This window comes from Hymenobacter sp. J193 (genome assembly GCF_024700075.1).
Taxonomy (GTDB): domain Bacteria; phylum Bacteroidota; class Bacteroidia; order Cytophagales; family Hymenobacteraceae; genus Hymenobacter.
On the sequence record NZ_JAJONE010000001.1, the window covers coordinates 3894580 to 3913685 of the forward strand.

Annotated in this window: 14 protein-coding genes; 2 read left to right on the forward strand and 12 right to left on the reverse strand. The window is 63.8% G+C overall.

Annotated features, from left to right (window positions below; all coding sequences use genetic code 11):
• Positions 1-19 precede the first annotated feature (19 nt).
• Positions 20-2044 carry a tetratricopeptide repeat protein gene (locus LRS06_RS17050; RefSeq protein ID WP_257872590.1) on the forward strand — a complete coding sequence of 675 codons (2025 nt, stop codon included), beginning with the start codon at positions 20-22 and terminating at the stop codon, positions 2042-2044.
• A gap of 139 nt (positions 2045-2183) precedes the next feature.
• Here the strand turns inward: LRS06_RS17050 and LRS06_RS17055 are convergent, their stop codons facing one another.
• The 5 genes from LRS06_RS17055 to LRS06_RS17075 form a co-directional block, all read right to left on the reverse strand.
• Positions 2184-2864 carry a response regulator transcription factor gene (locus tag LRS06_RS17055; RefSeq protein WP_257872591.1) on the reverse strand — a complete coding sequence of 227 codons (681 nt, stop codon included), beginning with the start codon at positions 2862-2864 and terminating at the stop codon, positions 2184-2186.
• A 101-nt stretch (positions 2865-2965) separates the two neighbouring features.
• Positions 2966-4738 (reverse strand): hypothetical protein, encoded by a 1773-nt coding sequence (locus tag LRS06_RS17060; RefSeq protein ID WP_257872592.1) that lies wholly within the window; start codon positions 4736-4738, stop codon positions 2966-2968.
• Between the two features lie 173 nt (positions 4739-4911).
• Complete coding sequence (locus LRS06_RS17065) at positions 4912-5727, reverse strand: universal stress protein (protein WP_257872593.1); 816 nt, start codon at positions 5725-5727, stop codon at positions 4912-4914.
• 177 nt (positions 5728-5904) lie between these two features.
• Positions 5905-6189, reverse strand: a complete 285-nt coding sequence (locus LRS06_RS17070; RefSeq protein WP_257872594.1) for a hypothetical protein — start codon at positions 6187-6189, stop codon at positions 5905-5907.
• A gap of 36 nt (positions 6190-6225) precedes the next feature.
• On the reverse strand, positions 6226-6702 hold the full coding sequence (locus tag LRS06_RS17075) for a hypothetical protein (protein WP_257872595.1): 477 nt from the start codon (positions 6700-6702) through the stop codon (positions 6226-6228).
• Between the two features lie 167 nt (positions 6703-6869).
• Here LRS06_RS17075 and LRS06_RS17080 point away from each other — a divergent pair, with 167 nt between their 5' ends.
• Positions 6870-7154: a GNAT family N-acetyltransferase gene (locus LRS06_RS17080; RefSeq protein WP_196956896.1), complete on the forward strand. Its 285-nt coding sequence runs from the start codon at positions 6870-6872 to the stop codon at positions 7152-7154.
• 103 nt (positions 7155-7257) lie between these two features.
• On the opposite strand, the gene LRS06_RS17085 is transcribed toward LRS06_RS17080, so the two are convergent.
• The 7 genes from LRS06_RS17085 to LRS06_RS17115 form a co-directional block, all read right to left on the reverse strand.
• A complete protein-coding gene (locus LRS06_RS17085) occupies positions 7258-9576 on the reverse strand; it encodes an endonuclease (RefSeq protein WP_257872596.1) in 2319 nt (772 codons plus the stop codon).
• 143 nt (positions 9577-9719) lie between these two features.
• Complete coding sequence (locus tag LRS06_RS17090) at positions 9720-10457, reverse strand: fasciclin domain-containing protein (protein ID WP_374679431.1); 738 nt, start codon at positions 10455-10457, stop codon at positions 9720-9722.
• Between the two features lie 214 nt (positions 10458-10671).
• Positions 10672-12795 (reverse strand): heavy metal translocating P-type ATPase, encoded by a 2124-nt coding sequence (locus LRS06_RS17095; protein ID WP_257872597.1) that lies wholly within the window; start codon positions 12793-12795, stop codon positions 10672-10674.
• Between the two features lie 83 nt (positions 12796-12878).
• Entirely contained in the window at positions 12879-13295 is a 417-nt protein-coding gene (locus LRS06_RS17100) for a Fur family transcriptional regulator (protein WP_257872598.1), read from the reverse strand.
• A gap of 133 nt (positions 13296-13428) precedes the next feature.
• Positions 13429-13983, reverse strand: a complete 555-nt coding sequence (locus LRS06_RS17105; protein ID WP_257872599.1) for an efflux RND transporter periplasmic adaptor subunit — start codon at positions 13981-13983, stop codon at positions 13429-13431.
• The gene (locus tag LRS06_RS17110; protein WP_257872600.1) at positions 13971-14609 is read right to left on the reverse strand and encodes an efflux RND transporter periplasmic adaptor subunit; all 639 of its coding nucleotides are present in this window, start codon (positions 14607-14609) and stop codon (positions 13971-13973) included. The genes LRS06_RS17105 and LRS06_RS17110 overlap by 13 nt, the downstream gene beginning before the upstream one ends.
• 18 nt (positions 14610-14627) lie before the next feature.
• Positions 14628-19031, reverse strand: a complete 4404-nt coding sequence (locus LRS06_RS17115; RefSeq protein ID WP_257872601.1) for a CusA/CzcA family heavy metal efflux RND transporter — start codon at positions 19029-19031, stop codon at positions 14628-14630.
• Between the last annotated feature and the right edge of the window lie 75 nt (positions 19032-19106).

The window sequence follows — 19106 nt, forward strand, 5'->3', positions numbered from 1 at the left end:
CCGCATTCCTTGCCTTTGTATGAGAAACGGCTACATTCTTATGGGTTGGTGGCTGATGAGTTTGCTGAGTGCCGCCTCGGCGGCTGCGCAGCCCGCCGGCCGCAACGCCCGCCTCGATTCCCTGGAGGCGCGCCTGCCCCAGCTGGCCGCGCCCGACACCAACCGGGTGAATACGCTCAATGAGCTGATCTGGGAAAACCGTGACAGCAATCCGCGCCGCGCCCTCAGCCTGGCCACCGAAGCCCTGCGCCTGGGCCGGCAGCTTAATCATCATCGGGGCCTGGCCAAAACCTACATTCTACGCGGCATCATCTACGCCACCACCGGCCGCTACCCCGAGGCCATTGCCGACTTCGAGGCCTGCCGCCGCCAGCGTGCTGCCCTCCAGGACTGGCAGGGCGTGGCCGGGGCCATCAACAACGTGGGCGAAGTGCTGGCTATGCAGGGCCGCTACCAGGAAGCTGTGCGCCAGTATATTCGGGCGCTGAAGTTGGAGGAAAAATACGGCACGCCCGAACGCATTGCCACCGACTGGGCCAACATTGGCATGGTGTACCAGCAGATGGGCCGCTACCGCGAAGCCCTGCGCTACCATTTGCAGTACTTGCACCTGCCCGGCCGCACCCGCGACGCCCACAACGACGCTCAGGCTCACAACATCGTGGGGCAGGACTTTGCCAAGCTCAACCAGCCCGACTCGGCGCAGGCTCACTACCAGCACGCTTTGCGCATCAGTCAGCGGGCCGCCGACCGCCAGAATGAGGCGCAGGCCCTGGCCGGCCTGGGCACGCTGGCCGGGGCCCGGCAGCAGGCGGAGCTGGCGCGCTCCTACTTTCTGAGTGCCCTCACCCTGGCCCGCCAGCTCGACGACCAGGCGGCCGTAGCTACCAACCTCAACTCTCTGGGTGAGCTGGCCCTGCGCCAGCGCCAGCCGGCGGCGGCCGTTCCCTATTTTGAGGAAGCCCGCCGCTTGAGCCGCCGCATCCAGGCGGCCGAGGCCGTGCGCACGGCTCTGCAGGGACTGGCCACGGCCTACGCGCAGCTGAGCCGCTACGCCGAGGCCTACCAGTTTCAGCAGCAGGTGATGCAGGTAAAGGATTCTTTGCTGAATGAAGCCAGCGCCCGTCAGATAACCGAAATGCAGGTGCGCTACGATACGGAGCGCAAGGAAGCCCAGAACCAGCTGCAGGCCGCTCAGCTACGCACCCAGCAGCAGCTGTTGCGCCGCCGCAACGTGCAGCTGTTGGCCGGCCTGGTGGTGATGGGGTTGCTGGGGCTGGTGGGCTGGCTGCTCTACACGCGGCAGCGGCTGCGCGAGCAGGTGGCTCACGAGCAGGAACGCCAGCAGCAGGAGCACCGGCGGGTGGCAGCGGTGCTGGAAGCCGAGGAAAACGAGCGGCGCCGCATCGGCTCCGATCTGCACGACGGTATTGGTCAGCTGCTCACGGCAGCCAAGCTCAACCTGCACGCCCTCGACCAGCGAGGCTCCCGCTCTGCTGAGGACCAGGCTGCGCTTTTGCATAACGCTATTGATGTGGTGGATGAGTCCTTCCGGGAAGTGCGCGGCATCTCGCACAACCTCATGCCGAACGCCCTCATGAAGCAGGGCCTTGCCGCGGCTGTGCGCGACCTGACCGCCAAAATGACCACCTACCATAGCGGCCCCCACATTGAGGTAGAGGTATTTGGGCTGAACGAGGAGCGGCTGCCGCCCACGATGGAAAGCGTGCTGTTTCGCGTAATCCAGGAGCTGATGCAGAACGTCATCAAACACGCCCAGGCCCAGCATGTTACTCTGCAGCTGGTGCGCAACCCAACCGATCTGACCGTTATTGTGGAGGATGATGGCGTGGGCTTCGACCCGCTGGCTCCGGGCAAAAGCGGGGGCATCGGGCTGCGCAATATTCAGACGCGCCTGACCTACCTGGGCGGGCGGGCCCACATCGACACCACGCCTGGCCACGGCACCACTGTAACGCTGGAAGTGCCCTTGGCGACGCAAACCGGGCAGCTTGCCCCCATGCGCCTCAGTCAGTCTGCCTGATAGTTTTTGGTTGAACTTCGTACAAACCAAGGCGGGGCCGGAGCAACTCGTGCACTGACACTGGACTAGCCAACGTCAGTGCACGAGTTGCTCCGGCCCCGCCTTGGTTCGACAGGTAAGTAAATCGTAAACCAGCCGGCTACACCGAAATCAGCTTGTAGCGCAGCGCGTACTGAATCAGGCCCACGATGGACTTGGACTTGGTTTTGGTGAAGATGTTCTTGCGGTGGGTTTCCACCGTTCGCTCGCTGATGAAAAGCTTGTCGGCAATGTCAGCGTTGGAATACTCCCCAGCAATGAGCTGAAGAATTTCCTGCTCGCGAGTAGTCAGCGGCACGGGCCGGTCGGTCTGCTCACGGGTCACGGGCACGTCGAGGTGGTCGAGGAGGGTCGCGCCCACTTCGGCGTTGAAGAAGGTGCGGCCGGCCGCCACGCGCCGAATGGCAGTGCTCAGCTCGGCGGCGTTGGTATTTTTGAGCAGGTAGCCCGAGCCCCCGGCGGCCAGCACTTCCTGCACCGAGGCGTGGTCGTGAAACATGCTCAGGGCCAGCACGTGCACCTGGGGGTGCGCCTCGCGGATGGCGTGCGTAAGCTGCACGCCCGACATCTGGGGCATGTTCAGGTCAACCACGGCTACCTGCACTTCCGGGTGGTCGCGCAGTCGGCGCAGGGCCTCGGCGCCGGAGTTGGCGGTGGCCACTACGGGCAGGTCGGTTTCATCCTGCAGCAGCACCCGCACACCTTCCAGCACCAGCTGGTGGTCATCGACCAGCAGGACGGGAATACTCGGGGCAGCCACGAAAGCAGAAGCGGGATACATAAGCACTCAGAAATAGCAAAGGCCGGAAGACTAGGGCACAGTACGTAAGAAACGCCGGTGGCGGCGAAAAGCTGCACCGGCGCTTCTGATGGGTTATTCCGTTATTCCAGGGGCATCTGGGCAAACCACATGGTCTTACCGGATTTATTCTCGCCAAAATATACGATCTGCTTGCGGCCGTCGCCAATATCAAGGGTTTGGTAATGGTTGTTGACGTAGTACTTGCCTTCCTTGGTCACTCCAAACGTCTTCTGTGAGCCAATGGTGGCCTTGGCCAACTCAATGCGCGTGACGCTGGGATACATGATGGTTTCTTTCTCGGTGATAGAGAACAGGCCTTTCTGGGTTTCATCCACAGTGCGCCACCCATCAATTTCAAACACACGCCAGTAAATACCCTGTCCGTTGGCAGTGGGCGTCAGAAACTGCGACGTAGGATTGGCGGAGGCGGCATCGTTGTTTTCGGCGCGGCGCAGGCCGTACTGGCTGCGCAGCTGGCCCTGGCCGCTGAACTGGAACAGCAGCAGGTCGGCGTAGGAGCGGGTGGGCTGGGCCGGTCCGGCCGGTGAGCCCCCGGCCAGCGTGTTGAGCATCTTGTTGCCGGCCAGCCCGCCACCGTGTACTTTGAAGTTCTGGCCGCTGATGAGAATGTCGCCGTTGCCGGCTTCCAGGGCCTGCCGCACCATAAAGCGCTTGCCCGTGTAGTCGGGGGTGCGTTTCTGGCCGGCCGGCACCTGCTGCTTGTCTTCAAATTCCTTGAGCGGGGTTTTGGTAATCCAGGCTACGGCGCCTTTCTGTATCTTGCCCAGCAGGAAGTTTTTGGCTTTGAAGGCCTCTTCCGGCGTCATGCCATCTTTGGCGTCGGGTAGGGCATCGGCGTAGTGCTTGTCGGGCGAGTCGTTGGCCGGGCCGTAGGCCAGCACGCTGCCATCGGTCATCGGAATGAAGCCGCTTACCAGCCAGGCTCCCACGGGCGCATCCACCCGGATTTTCTCCTTCACCTGTCCGTCGGCGGAAGTGCGCAGGTACTGGTACTCGGTGGCGGGGTGCTTGTCTTTGTCCTTGCCGGCGCCTTTCGGGTACGTGAGCATAATGGCCACGTCGCGGGCGGGCTGCTGGCTGTCGTCGGCTTCCTCATCCTGGTCGAGGCCAATGGCGTCCATTTGCACAAAGGTCTGGGCCGTGAGTCCATCCGGCTCCAGGTAGGTGTCGCGCACCAGCTCCAGCTGGCTGTTGAAGTACAGCAGGTGGTAGCCGGGCTTGGTCTGACTCATCTTGCTGAGCTTCAGGTTTTCTGCCGCCAGTACCAGCACACCGCCATTCACGTCATCATCCACGTGGGCAATGTGGCGGTAGCCGGCCCCGCTTTCAGTTTTGGGCTTTTCGGTGCCTAGCAGCTTTATCTTTTTGCGGTAGCCGCCGCCCAGCCAGCTCCACTTGTAGTCGATGCGCTTGCGCTGGAGCAGCAGCGTGCCGGCCGGGTTTTTCAGGGCATTCACCATCCCCAGCATCGGAATAGCGCCCATGCCCGCGCTGGGGTCACTCAGGGCCAGCGTTACGCCTTCCTTGCTGTAGTTTTCGCCCCGGTAGCCCTTCACTTTCTCCACCGGAATGGTGTTTTCGTCCACGCCCAGCAGGTTGTACTTCGTGTCGAAATGGTAGGTCTGCGTTTTCACCTGCTTGTCGGTGCTCTTGGTGCAGAACTCCAGGTCGATGCGGTTGGCGGCCTCGTTCACGCGCACGTCGGAGAGGTAGCCGCGCCGGGCCTTGCCCGATACATCGTGCGTTTTTTCGATGTCGAGGCGCTGGGCCAGGGCAGGGGTACTTAGCCCGGCCAGCAAGGCTGTAGCAAACAATAAACGGGGAGTAGGCATGGGGCAGAAGGTGAGGCCGGATCAGCAGGATTGCTTTCTACAAAGAAACCCTGCCTTGAGCCCGTCGTCAATCCGCGCCAGAAGGCATATTGTCTGCCCGCTACCCCGCACTCGGCCCTCCGTGCTGGTACGGAGCCGCCCGTCCGCCCGAGCCGTCCAATGACCTTGTTTTCCTACTCTCCGGCCGGCAATACCAGCATGGGCACGGTGCCGCGCAGAATGGATGCCGCCGTTACGCTGCTATGAAACAGGCGGCTCAGCACGCTGTGCCGGCGGGCCAGCAGCACGAGCAGATCAGCCTGGGTTTCGACTGCGGCCTGGGCAATGCCTTCCGGCACGCTGAGGTGACGCATCCCGTAGGGCCGGATCTGCTCGAACCCCTGGAGCAGGCCGGTTTGCTGCACCGCTATGTGGGCTGAAGCGCAGGAGTCACTTTCCTCGGGCTCCACTACGTGGGTGAGCGTGAGCCTGGCCTGCGGGGCCAGCTGCCGGGGCAGCGCCGCTATGGCTGGTTCCAAGTGCAGCGGAAGGTTGTCGGCCGCCAGCAGCAGGTGGTTAGGTGGCACGGTGGCATTGCTGTGCAGGGGGACGATCAGCAAAGGCACCCGGCACTCGCGCAGCAGCTCCAGCGAGGTGGTGTGCACCAGCGGGTCGGGGGTGTGCTCGGTGTCGGGCTTGCCTACCACTACCAGCAGGGGCCGGTGCTGGGCTACAGCCTGGCAGGTAGCGGGCACCACCTGGTCGGCAGCGGCTTCTACCCGCACCGGCACGCGCAGGCGGCTGGCGCGCTCCGCCAGGGCTGCGGCAATTTCTCCCTCGCTCAAGTGCGAAATCCGGCCGGTAAATACTTCCGGGTCCAGCCAGGAAGAGCGCCGCACGTGCAGCAGCACCAGTGAAGAGCCCAGGTGAGCAGCTAAGGCGTCGGCGTAAGTTAGTGCCTTGTCGGCAGCGGGTGAGAAATCGGTCAGAACCAGCAGGGGAGAGGCCATAAGCAAAGGAGCGGTGGAGGGTATAGCGGCAGCGACAGGTGATGAGACAGATGCTGCCCAATACGGCGGGCAGAAGGTAAGCGGTAAGCCGGTAGCATGCAACCTGGGCGGGCGGCACACGACAACGCCGCCCGGCATGTACCAGGCGGCGTTGTTTCGGGGGCTGCAGGCAGCAGACTAGCGGTTGTTGTCGTCGATGGGGTTGTTGAAGTCCGGCTGCAGCAGCTCATCGGTCTGGCTGCCCGTGTCGGGGTCAGGGCCGGTGGTGGAGCTGCCCGTTGGGATGCCGGTGGTTTCGTTTTCCAGCCGGGCCGAGGTGTCCAGCGTGCCTTCTTCGTCGCGCTGGTAGCCGTACAGCTCCTCGCGGTGCTTGCGTTGCTCGTCGGTGAGGTGGGCGCCTGCCTTGGGGTCGAGGGCGGCGGCGGGGTCCTGGGAAGTGTTGTCCTGAGATTTGGTAGCCATAGTGCTGGGAAAGAAGATCAGAGAGAAACGACGCGCTTACTTGCCGGGAATGCCCTTGCCTTTGTCGGAGCGCAGGGCGCTGAACTCGTCGGGGTTGTCGTTGCTGCCGTCGTTGGGGTTGTCAAGGCGGTCTTCGGTTTTTTCGGCCGGGCCGGTGCTTTCGTTGGCGGGCTCAGCGGTTTCCCAGTTGCGGGTGCCGCTGCCGTAGCGGGGGTCGTCTTTGGCCCAGCCTTCGCGCTGCTCGGTGTAGTCAGATTCCGAAACGGCCCGTACTTCGCTGGGGTCTTGGTTCTGGGGTACGCTGCCGCGCTGCTCGGGTGCTGCCGTGGAGGGAGCCGCTACGCCACCGGGGTTGGCGCCGGCCGCGTGCTGCACCGGAGTGGTGGGTGCTGCTGCCGCGGCGTGGCCGAACTCGCCGTACTGTGGCGTGTGGTTGCCGGCGGCTCCCTGCTGGGAAGCATTTGCGTCGTCGGAGCTAGATGTGGTGGGCTGGTTTTCGAGGGAGTCTTGCATGGGAGAGAAACGTAGGGAAGTACAGAACTATACAGAAGGTACGCGGCCGGGCCTCTTCCCGTTGTGCTTAGGTCGGGCGGGGCAGCCCCGTGGCTACTGCCTGCGTATACGGGCAGCACCCGACCGGCGGATATTTTTGCCGGCGCATTTCTCCCAGCTTCCTTTTTATGTCTCAGGCCACCATTCAGCACCATCCCCAGGATCAGGAATTCACCGCCGAGCTAAACGGCGCCACGGCCGAGCTGGCCTACAGCCGCCCCGATGACCAGACCATTGACTTTGCGCACACCTTCGTCGACGAAGCCCTGCGCGGGCAGGGTGTGGGCGAGCAGCTGGCCCGGCACGCCCTGGCCTTTGCCCGCGACGAAAAGCTGCGGGTGCTCACTTCCTGCCGCTTTATGCAGGTGTTCGTCAAAAAGCACCACGCCGAGTACGCTGACCTGCTGGCCTAGCAGCCCAGGTCGGACACAAAAAAGCCGGCCCGGCCTTCTCTCCCTGCTGAAACAGGGAAGAGAAAGTCGGGCCGGCTTGCGTTGCCGAATTCGCAGCCGCCGGTTAGTGGCGCACCACTACGCGGCCCGTGTACTGCACGCTGCCGGCCTGCACCCGCACGGAGTACAGCCCTGCGGGCAGATCGGACGTGCGGATGCTGGTAGCGGCTCCGTTGCTGGCGGCAGGCTGACGGCGCACCAGCTGGCCTACCGCGTTGAACAGGCTGATTTCTCCAACCTGCGCCGACCGTGGCACGCGCACCAGCACGGCCTCAGCCGCCGGGTTGGGGTATAGCTCCAGGCCGTTACGAACGATGGTGGGGCGGGTGCCGGTGGTAGTGCAGGCGGTGCTGGTGTAGCTGCCCACGCCGCTGAAGCTGTTCGTGCCGGCGGCCTGCCAGGTGGCGGCAGCTGCCTCATTCCAGCGGGTCGAGCCTACGCTCACCGTGGGCAGGCGCACCAGCGTGTTGTTGAGCGTAGAGCCGCCCGCAACCGTCCAGCCCACCGTTTCGCCGGGGTCCTGGCCGGGCTGGCCAATTACGTCCAGCGTATCGGTGCCCGAGAACAAGGCCAATGCATCGTTGCCATTGAAAAACGCTACCTGGGCCGTGGTGTTATCGGCCTGGGCCAGCACAGTGCCGTCGGAGCTGCCATTGGCAATTACGTACACATCGTGCGCAGCCAGCGTGCCCTTCAGGTCAAAGGAATACTGCGGCGTTTTGCCGCCATTGGAAAACAGCTCCACGCGGTGGCCGGTCAGATCAACGGCGTTGGCCGAAGGGTTATAGATTTCCAGCACCTTGGTGTTGCCGCCCGACGACTCGATGTACTGCGAAAAATACAGGGAGGCGCAGGGCGTGCCGCCCGGCGTCTGGTCGTCGTTCACGATGGTGAGCGTGTGCGTAGGGGTAGCGCCAATGACGGCGTTGCCGCCCGTGGGCGTGCCCAGGCGCAGCACTAGCGTTTCGCCGGCTTCGGGTAGCAGGTCGCCCTTCACAATCACGCCCAGGGTCTGGCGCTGGGGCACGGGGGCGTTGGTGAAAGTGAGCGTCGATTTTTCCAGCGTGTAGTCGTCGGTGCCGGCGGTGGTGCCAGCCACGTCTATCGTCACGGGAACCTGAATTTCGGAGCTGGGCGCCGCGCCGCTGAGAATTACCTCAATGGTGTACACGGTGGTGCCGTCGTTGCCTTCTGTCACGGTGCCGCTGCCCGTCTGGAAGCTGATGGTCGGGATGTCACCGTCGTCGTTGGTGATGGTGAGCGTGTGCGTGATGCTGGTGCCCGACGACAGCCCGGCCGACAGGCTACGCAGCTGCAGCTGCACAGTTTCGTCGGCTTCGGCCGTGGCGTCACCCTGCACCGTGATGGTCACGGGGGCCGACGTAACGGTGGGGGAGAAAGTGAGCGTCTGGGTCGAAAACGTGAAGTCGGTGCTGACCGTGGCGGTGGAGCTGGCAGCCAGGGCTACTTCCACCGTTTGGGTGGCGGTTGGAGCCGGGCTCACCGTTACGTTTACGGTGTAGGTTTTCGTGCCGCTGTTGCCTTCGGTAATAGTGCCCGTAGCCGAGGCAAACGACACTTTCGGGTTTTCAGTCTGAGCAAAGCCCCAGGCCCGCGCTACCAGTTCGGGGTAGGCAATGTACGGGTTGAAGTTGCCCTGAGCTTTGGCGGCGCGGCGGTTGCGCTCCAGCTCGTGCTTGTCTACCGGATCCTGCAAATGCCACTTGTAGAGCGTTTCCAGGCTGGCTACGGCCGTGATTACCCCTTTGCCGGCGTCGAAATTCTGGCCGGCGTGCATGGTGTAGAAGTAGAAGACGGCGCGGGCCAGGTTGCCCTTGTGGTCTTCGCGAGGCTCAAACTGGGAGCCGGTGTCTTCGCTGTACTCGTCGATGTTGCTGGTGGGGATAGAGCTCTGACTTTGCAGGCCCCGGATCCACTTCTGGGTGGTGTTGTCGGGAATTTCCGCAAATGGGTCGGAGCCCCGGTCGCTGTTCCACTTGTCGTACGTCGGGAACAGGTGGTGAACGTCGGAGCGCATGCGCACCGCCTCATTGAACCATGACTGCGGCACGGTATGCTCGCAGTTGATGGGTGCAACGCCCGTGCCCGTGCCGCTGGAGTCCAGCTTAAACGACTGCTGGTAGCCGGAGTACACGCACGTCAGCTTGTTGTCGAAGTTGTCGATATAGTTGTACATGCGGCCCCGGGCCTGGTCGTAGCCCAGTACCTGGCGCTTGCCGTCGTACCAGTTTTCGCGCAGCCAGGTGCGCAGCTCCTCGCCCCGCAAGGTAGCCGACGGAGCAGGGGGAAGCTTGGTTTGGGCCTGGGCTACGCCGGACAGCAGCAGTAAACCGGTCAGCCACGAAGCGAAAAAGTGTTTCATGCGCAATGGTGAGATGAAAAAAAGCGAAAGGCAGATTCTGCAAATATGGGGAAAGACGCCGGGGAAACCGGCAGGCTGCTTTACAAAAAAAGCCCGGCGAAATACTTTCGCCGGGCTTTTGCTCGTGGGTCAATGTCAGGTGGTTAGCGCGTGGGCATCAGCACAGTGTCTACCACGTGGGTCACGCCGTTGCTGGATACCACGTTCGGAATGGTTACGTTGGCCTTGCCGCCTTTTGCGTCGTGCAACATCACGGTGCTGCCGGTGCGGTGCACGGTCAGCGTTTCGCCTTCCACCGTGGTCAGCTGCTGGCCGTCTTTCAGGTCGGCGGCCAGGTAACGGCCGGGAACCACGTGGTAGGTGAGAATGGTGCTTAGCTTGGCTTTGTTTTCGGGCATCACCAGCGTGTTTACCGTGCCGGCGGGCAGCTTATCGAAGGCGGCATTAGTAGGAGCGAAAACAGTAAACGGCCCGGCGCCCTGCAGCGTGCCCACCAAGTCGGCCGCCTTCACGGCTGCTACCAGCGTGGTATGCTCCGAGGAGCCCATGGCGTTTACCACAATGTCCTTATCGGGCGTCATCATGGCGCCGCCTACCATCACCCCGGCCGAGCTGCCCATGCTGGCGTTGCTCATGCCGTTGCCCATGTCGGTGCCGCCTTTCATTGGCTTGGTGGTGGACTTCATTTTGTCGCCCCGGCCCGACTTGCCCTTCATTTTGCTTTTACCATCCTTGGCTTCCTTGGTTTTCATCACCATGTCGCCATCCTTGGTTTTGGTTTTTTCGTCGTCCGATTTCATGGAAGTCTGGGCGAAAGCCGGGGCCGTAAAAGCCGTGAAAGCCAGGCCCAGGGCCAGCGTGGAAAAGAGGTTCTTTTTCATGAGTACTAAGAGAAACAGTGAGGGGTGGGAGAAAGTATTTGGCCTACATACGACACCCAACCCATTCTGGCTTGCTTTCTGGCATGGTTCAGCTTACTGCCGGCGCCGTTTGACAGTTGGACAGGGGGCTGGTCTTTCACTTCAAAAGCGGCAGAACCGGCCGTAAAGCACCCGCAAGCCTGCTTTACGAAGAATGCCCCTCGTCCCCGCCCGGTCAGAAGCGCATGCGCTGAATCCGCACCGCATTCAGGATAGCCAGCAGCGCTACGCCCACATCCGCAAATACGGCCTCCCACATAGTAGCCAGACCCCCGGCACCCAGCGCCAGCACAATGCCCTTCACGACGAACGCCAGCCAGATGTTCTGCCATACCACCGAGTGGGTAGCCCGGGCAATGCGCCGGGCGGTGGCAATCTTGCTGGGGTGGTCGGTCTGAATAACCACGTCGGCGGTTTCGATGGTGGCGTCGGAGCCCAGGCCGCCCATGGCTATGCCCACATCGGCCAAAGCCACCACGGGAGCATCGTTTACCCCGTCGCCCACGAAGGCAAGCCGGTGCCCTTCGGCTTTATACTGCTGCACGTAGCGGGCCTTATCCTCGGGCAGCAGCCCACCGTGGGCCTCGCTGATGCCCAGCTCCCGGGCTACCCGCTGCACAATGCTGTCTTTGTCGCCCGAGAGCATCACGAGCCGGGTAATACCGTCCGCTTTCAACTCCTGTACCGCCTGGGCCGCGTCGGGCTTGGGGGCGTCGGCTACGGTGAGGTAGCCCGCGTACCGGCCATTGATGGCACCTACCACAAGGCTGTCGGTTACCTGGTCTACCTCAGGCGGATAGCCGACGTTGAACCTGCGCAGCAGCCGGGTATTGCCAGCCAGCACCTCCATACCCTCCACGCGTCCCCGCAGACCGTGGCCGGCTATTTCCTCCACGCTTTCTACTGCAATGCCGGCGGGCGTGCCAGCGTGCTTTACCACGGCCTTGGCAATGGGGTGGGTAGACTTGGCTTCCAGCGCGCCCACCAGCCGCAGCAGCTCTGCCGCGTCGGTGCCGGGAGCGGGCTGCACCTGCTGCACGGCAAACACGCCCTGGGTAAGCGTGCCGGTCTTGTCCATCACCACCATGTCCAGCTCGCGCAGCACGTCCAGGAAGTTGGAGCCCTTGAACAGGATGCCGGCCCGCGAGGCCGCGCCGATACCGCCAAAGTAGCCCAGCGGAATGCTGATGACGAGTGCGCAGGGGCAGGAAACAACCAGAAACACCAGGGCCCGGTACAGCCACTGGCGGAACACGTAGTCCTCGACCACAAACCAAGGCACCAGCACCAGCAGCACGGCCAGGCCCACCACAATGGGCGTGTAGATTCTGGCAAAGCGGGTGATGAACTGCTGCGTTTTGGCCTTGCGCCCCACCGCGCTCTGCACCATCAACAGGATTTTAGAGAGCTGCGTGTCCTCAAACGCGGCCGTAACCTGCACGTGCGCCAGGGTTTCGAGGTTGATCATGCCGGCCAGCACGGTTTCGCCCGCCTGCCGGGTTTGCGGCGCCGATTCACCGGTAAGCGCGGCGGTATTGAAAGAGGCCACTGGCGTCTGGAGGGCGCCATCGAGGGCTACTTTCTCGCCCGGCTTCACTTCCATCAGGTCGCCGATCTGCACCTGCTCGGGGGCCAGCACCAGGTTGCGGCCGTCGCGCACCACCGTTACTTCGGTGGCCTGAATTTCCAGCAGCGCCCGGATGCTGCGCTTGGCCCGGTTCACGGCCGCGTCCTGAAACAGCTCGCCCACCGTGTAAAACAGCATCACGGCCACTCCCTCGGGGTACTCGCCGATGGCAAAGGCGCCGAGGGTAGCCAGGCTCATGAGCAGAAACTCGTTGAACACGTTGCCGGTAGGAACGCTGAGCACGGCTGCTTTCAGTACTTTCCAGCCCACAAGCAGAAAAGCCACCCCGTACCAGAGCACCCGCCCGTACCCGCCAAACCAGGCCACCTCGAAGTAGTCCAAGGCTATGCCGCTCAGCAGCAGCACCAGGCTTACCCCGGGCCACAGGTACGGATTGCCATCGGCCGGGCCGTGGTCATGGTCGTGGTCGTCGCCCGCCGTGTGGTGGTGGCCGGCGTGCTCGTCAGCCGGCTTTCCGGCCGGGTCCACTACTTTCTTGCCCATCGGCTGGGCGTGGTTGGCATGGTCGTGGCCGGGCACATCGTGGCCTTCAGGCGCGGCGGCAGCTTCGGGCGTGAGCTGGTCGCGGCTGAGGGCGCCCACGTTTTCGGGCTTCACCTGCTTGGCGGTGTTCAGCTCTTCGTCGGTGTTCTGGGAGGAAGGATCAGGCATGGGAAGTCAAGAGGGAAAAGGAAGGGCCCTGCTTGCGAAGGCAAACCTCGCTTTCTACGGGATGCAACCCTATTGCATTGTTTTCAGCCCGCGCACCGGGCGCACCGGCCCTTCATCACCAAGCTGGTTTCGTGCACCTGATAGGCAGCGGGCAGGGCTATGACCGGTACGGCAACCGTGGGCAGGCAGGACGTCTCGCGACAGTGGGTGCAGAAAAAGTGTACATGCAGATCCTGGTGGTGCCCGGGCAGGCAGGCCGGGGCGCACAGGGCATACTTAGCAGCCCCGCTGCCATCCTCGACGCGGTGCACCAGGCCTTTGTCGGTGAAGGTCTTCAGGGTGCGGTGTACGGTAATGCGGTCCACGTGGCCAAGCAGTTGCTCCACGTCGGCCAGGCTGTGCGCCGCCGGGTGCTGCTGTAGTACATCAAGCACGAGCAGGCGCATAGCCGTGGGGGTAATCTGCCGGGCAAGGAGCGTGTCTTCGAGCGGGTGGGCCATCGGAGGTAGCAGTCAGGAAAGGAGAGGGGGCAGCTTTTCGCATAAGGCCTGGCACTGCCTCGCTTATACGCAGGTGGCAGCCAGGGTGTCAGGGCCGAAAGCCAGAACAGAAGAACGGCCCGGGAGAAGGTTTCTATTCCTCCTCGGCGGCGTTTTTCATCTTGGCCAGCAGCGAGTAGGCTCCGTCGGTAACGAAGAGGGCAGTAGGCGCCGTCGAGGCGGGCAGCCGCACTTCGGTGTAGCCGTCTTCGCTACGGCCCAGGGCTACGGGCACCATACGGTAGCGGCCGACGGCTTCCACCACAAAGGCGTAGTGCTGCCCCGCAAAGCGCACCAGCGCCCCGTTGGGCAGGGCAGAGGCGGTGCTGCGCGCGGTTTCGATGGTGGCACGCACGTACAAGCCAGGCAGCAGCGCCGGGTCGTTTTCCTCATCAAGGTGGCCATGCACGCGCACCGTGCGGTCTTCGCCAATGGCTTTGCCCGTCAGGTACACGTGCGCCGTCCGCTCGCGCAGGCTGCCCGCCGAGTCGCTGGCCAGGGTGAAACGCACCAGCTGCCCTTTCTGGACCCGCGCAATATCCTTCTCAAAAACTACCAGCTCCACGTGCAGGTGCTCGGGGTCAACGATTTCAAACAGCGGCTCGGTGGCCGTCACGCTCTGGCCCACGGTCACGTTTACGGCCCGCACGAACCCCGCCCGGGGGCCCGCAGCGCGGCCGTAGGCACAATGGCTCCACCCACGGGCAGCCCGGCAATGCGCAGCTGGGCTGCCTGCGCACTCAGCTGCACCTGCAAAGCTTCGGCCTCGGCCTGGGCGCGCTGGTAGTTTTTCAGGGGGGCAACTTCCTGCTCGTACAGCTCCCGCTGCCGGGCCAGCTCGGCATTGGCAAACTTCAGCCGGCTGCGTAGCTGCAGGTACTCTTTCTGTAGGGTCACGAACTCGGGGTTGCGCAGCACGGCCAGCACTTCGCCTTTGCGCACGCGGGTGCCCTGCAGCAATTCGGTGCTTTGCACGTAGCCGCCCAGCGGAGCCGTGATGGAAACGGCGCTTTCCGGCGGCACGTCCAGCGTCCCGTTCACGGCCAGACCAGAGCCCATCGGGCGTTCCTGCACAAGGCCCGTCTTCAGCCCGGCGGCCTGCTGCTCGGCCGCGGAGAGCGTCACCAGGTCGGGAGCTGGCTCGGTTTCGTTCGCTTCTTTTCCGGTGGCCGCGCCCGTTTCCGGGGGCTCATTGCCGGCGGTTTCCAGCTTGTCGGCGCCGCAGCCGGCCAGGGTCAGACTTAGTAGCAGCGCCAGGGAGGGTAGCTTAATCATGGTTGAGGGAGAAGCTAGCTACTGCGCAGCGGTGCCGAGCAGGTAGTCTAGGTCGATGACGGTGAGGTTGTGCTGCAGCAGGGCGTCGAGGTAAGCCGTGCGCACGCTCAGGGCGCGCTCCAGGTTGAGCAGCAGCTCGGAGTAGGTGGTTTCGCCGGCTTTGTAGGCGCGCTGGCTCAGGCGCACGATGATGGCGGCCTGAGGCAGGGCCGTCTGCTGATAGAACTGAACCCGCTGCCGCTGCTCCAGCAGGCGCGTGCGCAGTTCGTCCAGCTGAGCCGTGGCCTGGGCCTGGTAGTGCTGGTAAGTAGCCGCCGCTGCCTGCTCCTGCAGCCGGGCCGCCTGCACGCGGGCCCGCTGCGGCCCCTGGAGAAGAGGAATGGCGACGCCCGCCTGCACGCTCTGAAACCGGTTGCCCGGGCCGTACGTTACGGCGCGCCCATTTTCTTGGTAGGTGCCGCGCAGGGACTGGTTGGTGTAGCCCAGCGTCAGGTCGGGCAGCCCGCGGGCCTGCACCAGGCGGGTTTCGGCCTGGCGCTCTGTCAGCTGCTGCCGTAGCACCCGGGCCTGGGGTGTGGAAGCCAACTGCGCTGTATCGGCCGTTGGGGCGGGCAGCAGCTGCAGGGTGCTGTCGGCCACGAAGACGGCCTGCCGGGCCTGCAGCAACGCCTGCAGCTGGCGCTGCGCCACTACCAGGTCGGCCCGGCTCCGGGCCAGCAGGTTCTGCGTTTCGCCCTGCTGGATGATGGCGTTGGCCGGCTCCAGGCGGGCTACTTCTCCGGTTTTGAAGCGCAGCTGGGCAGCCCGCAGAAACTCGGCGTAGATGCTGTCCTGCCCCCGCAGGAAGCGCAGGTGGTGGCGGGCGTACACCGCCTGCTCGTAGCTGCGGCGTACCTGCCGGCTTAGCTCGGCCTGTACCTGCGCCAGCTGCTGCTCCCGGCCCGCAATCTGCGCCCGGCTCAGCCCGGCCTGCGCTTTGTAGTAGCCCGGCAGCGCGAAGGACTGAGCCACGCTCAGCACGTTGTCGCGCTCGGGTGAGTTAATCTGGCCATAGGTGCCCAGCACGCTGGTTTGCCCAATGTCGTAGACCGTCCGGTGCAGGGCCTGCTGCGCTTCCAGAGCGCGTTGCGCGGCTTGCACGGTGCCGTTGGCCTGCAGGGCCTGCGTCAGCGCCTGGCTTGCCGTGATGGGGGGTTGGGCCCGGGCCGGAGTTGCGCTCAACCAGCTGCTCCCCAGCGCCACCAGCGCCATCAGCAGGGGCACCGGCCCCGGCCAAGTGGGGGCTGGCGACGAAGCCGCCGGTTTATCAGTTCGTTCCGACAGGGCGTAGAGCGCCGGCAGCACCAGCAGCGTGAGCAGTGTAGCCGTCACCAGCCCGCCAATGACTACCGTGGCCAGCGGCCGTTGCACCTCGGCGCCGGCCGATTGAGCCAGGGCCATCGGCAGAAACCCCAGCGAGGCTACCGTGGCCGTCATCAGCACCGGGCGCAGCCGTACGGCCGTTCCGCGCAGAATCCGCTCCCGCAGGTTGCTGACGCCTTCGGCTTTGAGCTGGTTGAAGTACCCGATGAGTACGATTCCGTTTAGCACCGCCACCCCAAACAGGGCAATAAAGCCTACCCCGGCCGAGATGCTGAAGGGCATGCCGCGCAGCCACAACGCCAGCACCCCGCCGATAGCTGAAAGCGGAATGGCCGTGAAAATCAATGCCGCCTGCTTCAGCGACCGGAAGGTGAAGAACAGCAGCACAAAGATGAGGCCCAGGGCCACCGGCACGGCAATGCCCAGCCGCCCGGTGGCCTGGCGCAGGTTTTCGAACTGCCCGCCGTAGCTGGTATAGTAGCCCGGCGCCAGCTTCAGCTGCCGGTCGACTTTTGCCTGCAGCTCCTCCACCACGGTTTCCACGTCGCGGCCGCGTACGTTGAAGGCCACCGTCACGCGGCGCCTGGCGTCGTCGCGCTGAATCTGGTTGGGGCCTTCCTGCGCCTGCACGGTAGCTACCTGCTCCAGGGGAACCTGCTCGCCATCGGGTGTGGCAACGAGCAGCTGCCGCACGTGGTCGATGTTGCGGCGCAGCTCGGGACGCAGGCGCAGCACCACGTCGAAGCGGCGTTCCTGCTCAAACAGCTGCCCGGCCTGCTGCCCGGCAAAGGCCGTCTGCACCGTGCGGTTCACCTCATCGGCGTTCAGGCCAAAGCGGGCCATGCGGTTGCGGTCCAGCTTCACCACAATCTGCGGCAGGCCGGTTATTTCCTCCACGTACACGTCTTCTGCTCCGGGTACCTGGCGCGCCAGGGCGGCGGCCTGCCGGGCATACAGGGCCAGCTGCTGCAGGTCTTCGCCGTAGATTTTAAGCACCACATCCTGCTTGGCTCCGCTGATAAGCTCGTTGAAGCGCATCTGGATGGGTTGCTGAAAGCTGAACGTAACCCCGGGAATTACGCCGACGGTCCGGGCCATCTTTTCGGCCAGCTCCTCGCGGCTGGCGGCCGAGGTCCATTCCTGCTGCGGCCTGAGCACCACAATCAGGTCACCGGCATCCATCGGCATGGGGTCCGTCGGAATTTCGGCCGCGCCGATTTTGCCCACGACTTCCTTCACCTCAGGAAACTGCTGCTTCAGCATACCGCCCGCCTGCAGGCTCTTGTCCACGGTGTAGCTGAGCGAAGAGCCGGTGAGCGTGCGCATCTCCACGGCAAAGTCGCCTTCCGTGAGCTGAGGAATAAACTCGCCGCCCAGCGTGCGAAACAGCAGCAGCGCCCCCCCAAACAACGCCCCGGCCGAGGTCAGGACAACGGCTTTGTGGCTGAGGGCCCACCCGACCAGGGGGCGGTAGCGCGCTTCCAGCCAGCGCATCATATGGTCGGAGAAAGTCGGCTTGGAGCGCGGGTTTCGGCTGAGTGCCAGCGCCGACATCATAGGTACATAGGTCAGCGAAAGAATAAAAGCGCCCAGGATGGCGAAGGCTACCGTCTCGGCCATGGGCCGGAACATTTTGCCCTCGATGCCGGCCAGTGCCAGCAGTGGCAGGTATACAATCAGGAGAATGATTTCGCCAAAGGCTGCCGACGAACGAATCTGCGCGGCCGCCTGGTAGGTTTCATCGTTCATTTCCTGCCGCGTCAGCTGCCCGGCGGCGTGGCCGGGCCCGCGGCCTGCGTGCAGCCGGTGCACAATGGCTTCCACGATGATGACGGCCCCGTCAACAATCAGCCCGAAGTCGATGGCGCCCAGGCTCATCAGGTTGCCCGATACGCCGAAGAGCCGCATCATGCTGATGGCAAACAGCATAGCCAGCGGAATAACCGAGGCCACTATCAGGCCTGCCCGCCAGTTGCCCAGGAACAGTACCAGCACAAAGACCACGATAAGCGCGCCCTCAATCAGGTTTTTGCTGACGGTGTGAATAGTGCGGCCCACCAGATCGGAGCGGTCCAGGTACACGTCAACGGTTACGCCCTCGGGCAGCGAGGCGCGCACCGTCTGCATGCGCGCCTTCACGGCTTTGATGACTTCGTTGGCGTTGGCCCCTTTGAGCATCAGCACGATGCCGCCGGTAACCTCGCCCTCATCGTTGCGCGTCATGGCCCCGTAGCGCACCGCCGAGCCCAGCCCAACCTGGGCCACGTCGCGCACGAGCACGGGCAGCCCGCCCTGGGTGTTGCGCACCACAATGTTGCCCAGGTCAGCCGCATTTTCTGCCAGGCCTTCCGTGCGGATGACGTAGGCCGTGGGCTTCTGGTCGAGGTAGGCGCCGCCGGCGTTCTGGTTGTTGCGCGCCACGGCCTGGTAAACCTGGTCTACCGTCACGTGCAGGGAACGGAGCCGGGCCGGGTCCAGGGCAATTTCGTACTGCTTTACTTTCCCCCCGAAGGAACTCACATCCGCCACGCCGGGGGTGCCCAGCAGCTGGCGCCGCACAATCCAGTCCTGAATCGTGCGCAGTTCGCGGGCATCATAGCGCTGTTCGTAGCCGGGCCGGGCGCGCACCAGGTACTGATATATTTCGCCCAGACCGGTACTCACGGGCGCCAGCTGCGGCCGGCCAATACCGGCCGGAATCTGGCTTTCAGCTTCGCGCAGCCGCTCGGCTACCTGCTGACGCGCCCAGTAGATGTCAAGCTTATCCTCAAAGACGATGGTAACCACCGAGAGGCCAAAGCGCGAGAAGGAGCGCACTTCCTCGCGGCCGGGAATGGTGGCCACGCTCTGCTCTATGGGGAAGGATACCAGCCGCTCGATGTCGCCGGCGGCCAGTGAGGGCGCCACGGTGTAAACCACCACCTGGTTGGTGGTGATGTCAGGTACAGCGTCAATCGGCAGCCGGCTCAGGGAGTAGCCGCCCCAGGTCACCAGGGCCAGCGTGAGCAGCCCAATGATGAGCTTGTTGTGAATGGAAAAATAAATCAGCCGGTCGAACATGCCGCTGTAGGGGTTAGGTCTGATGCTTGCGTGAAAGCCCTGGGTTCCGGCGGCGCAAGCGGGTAACGGCGGACT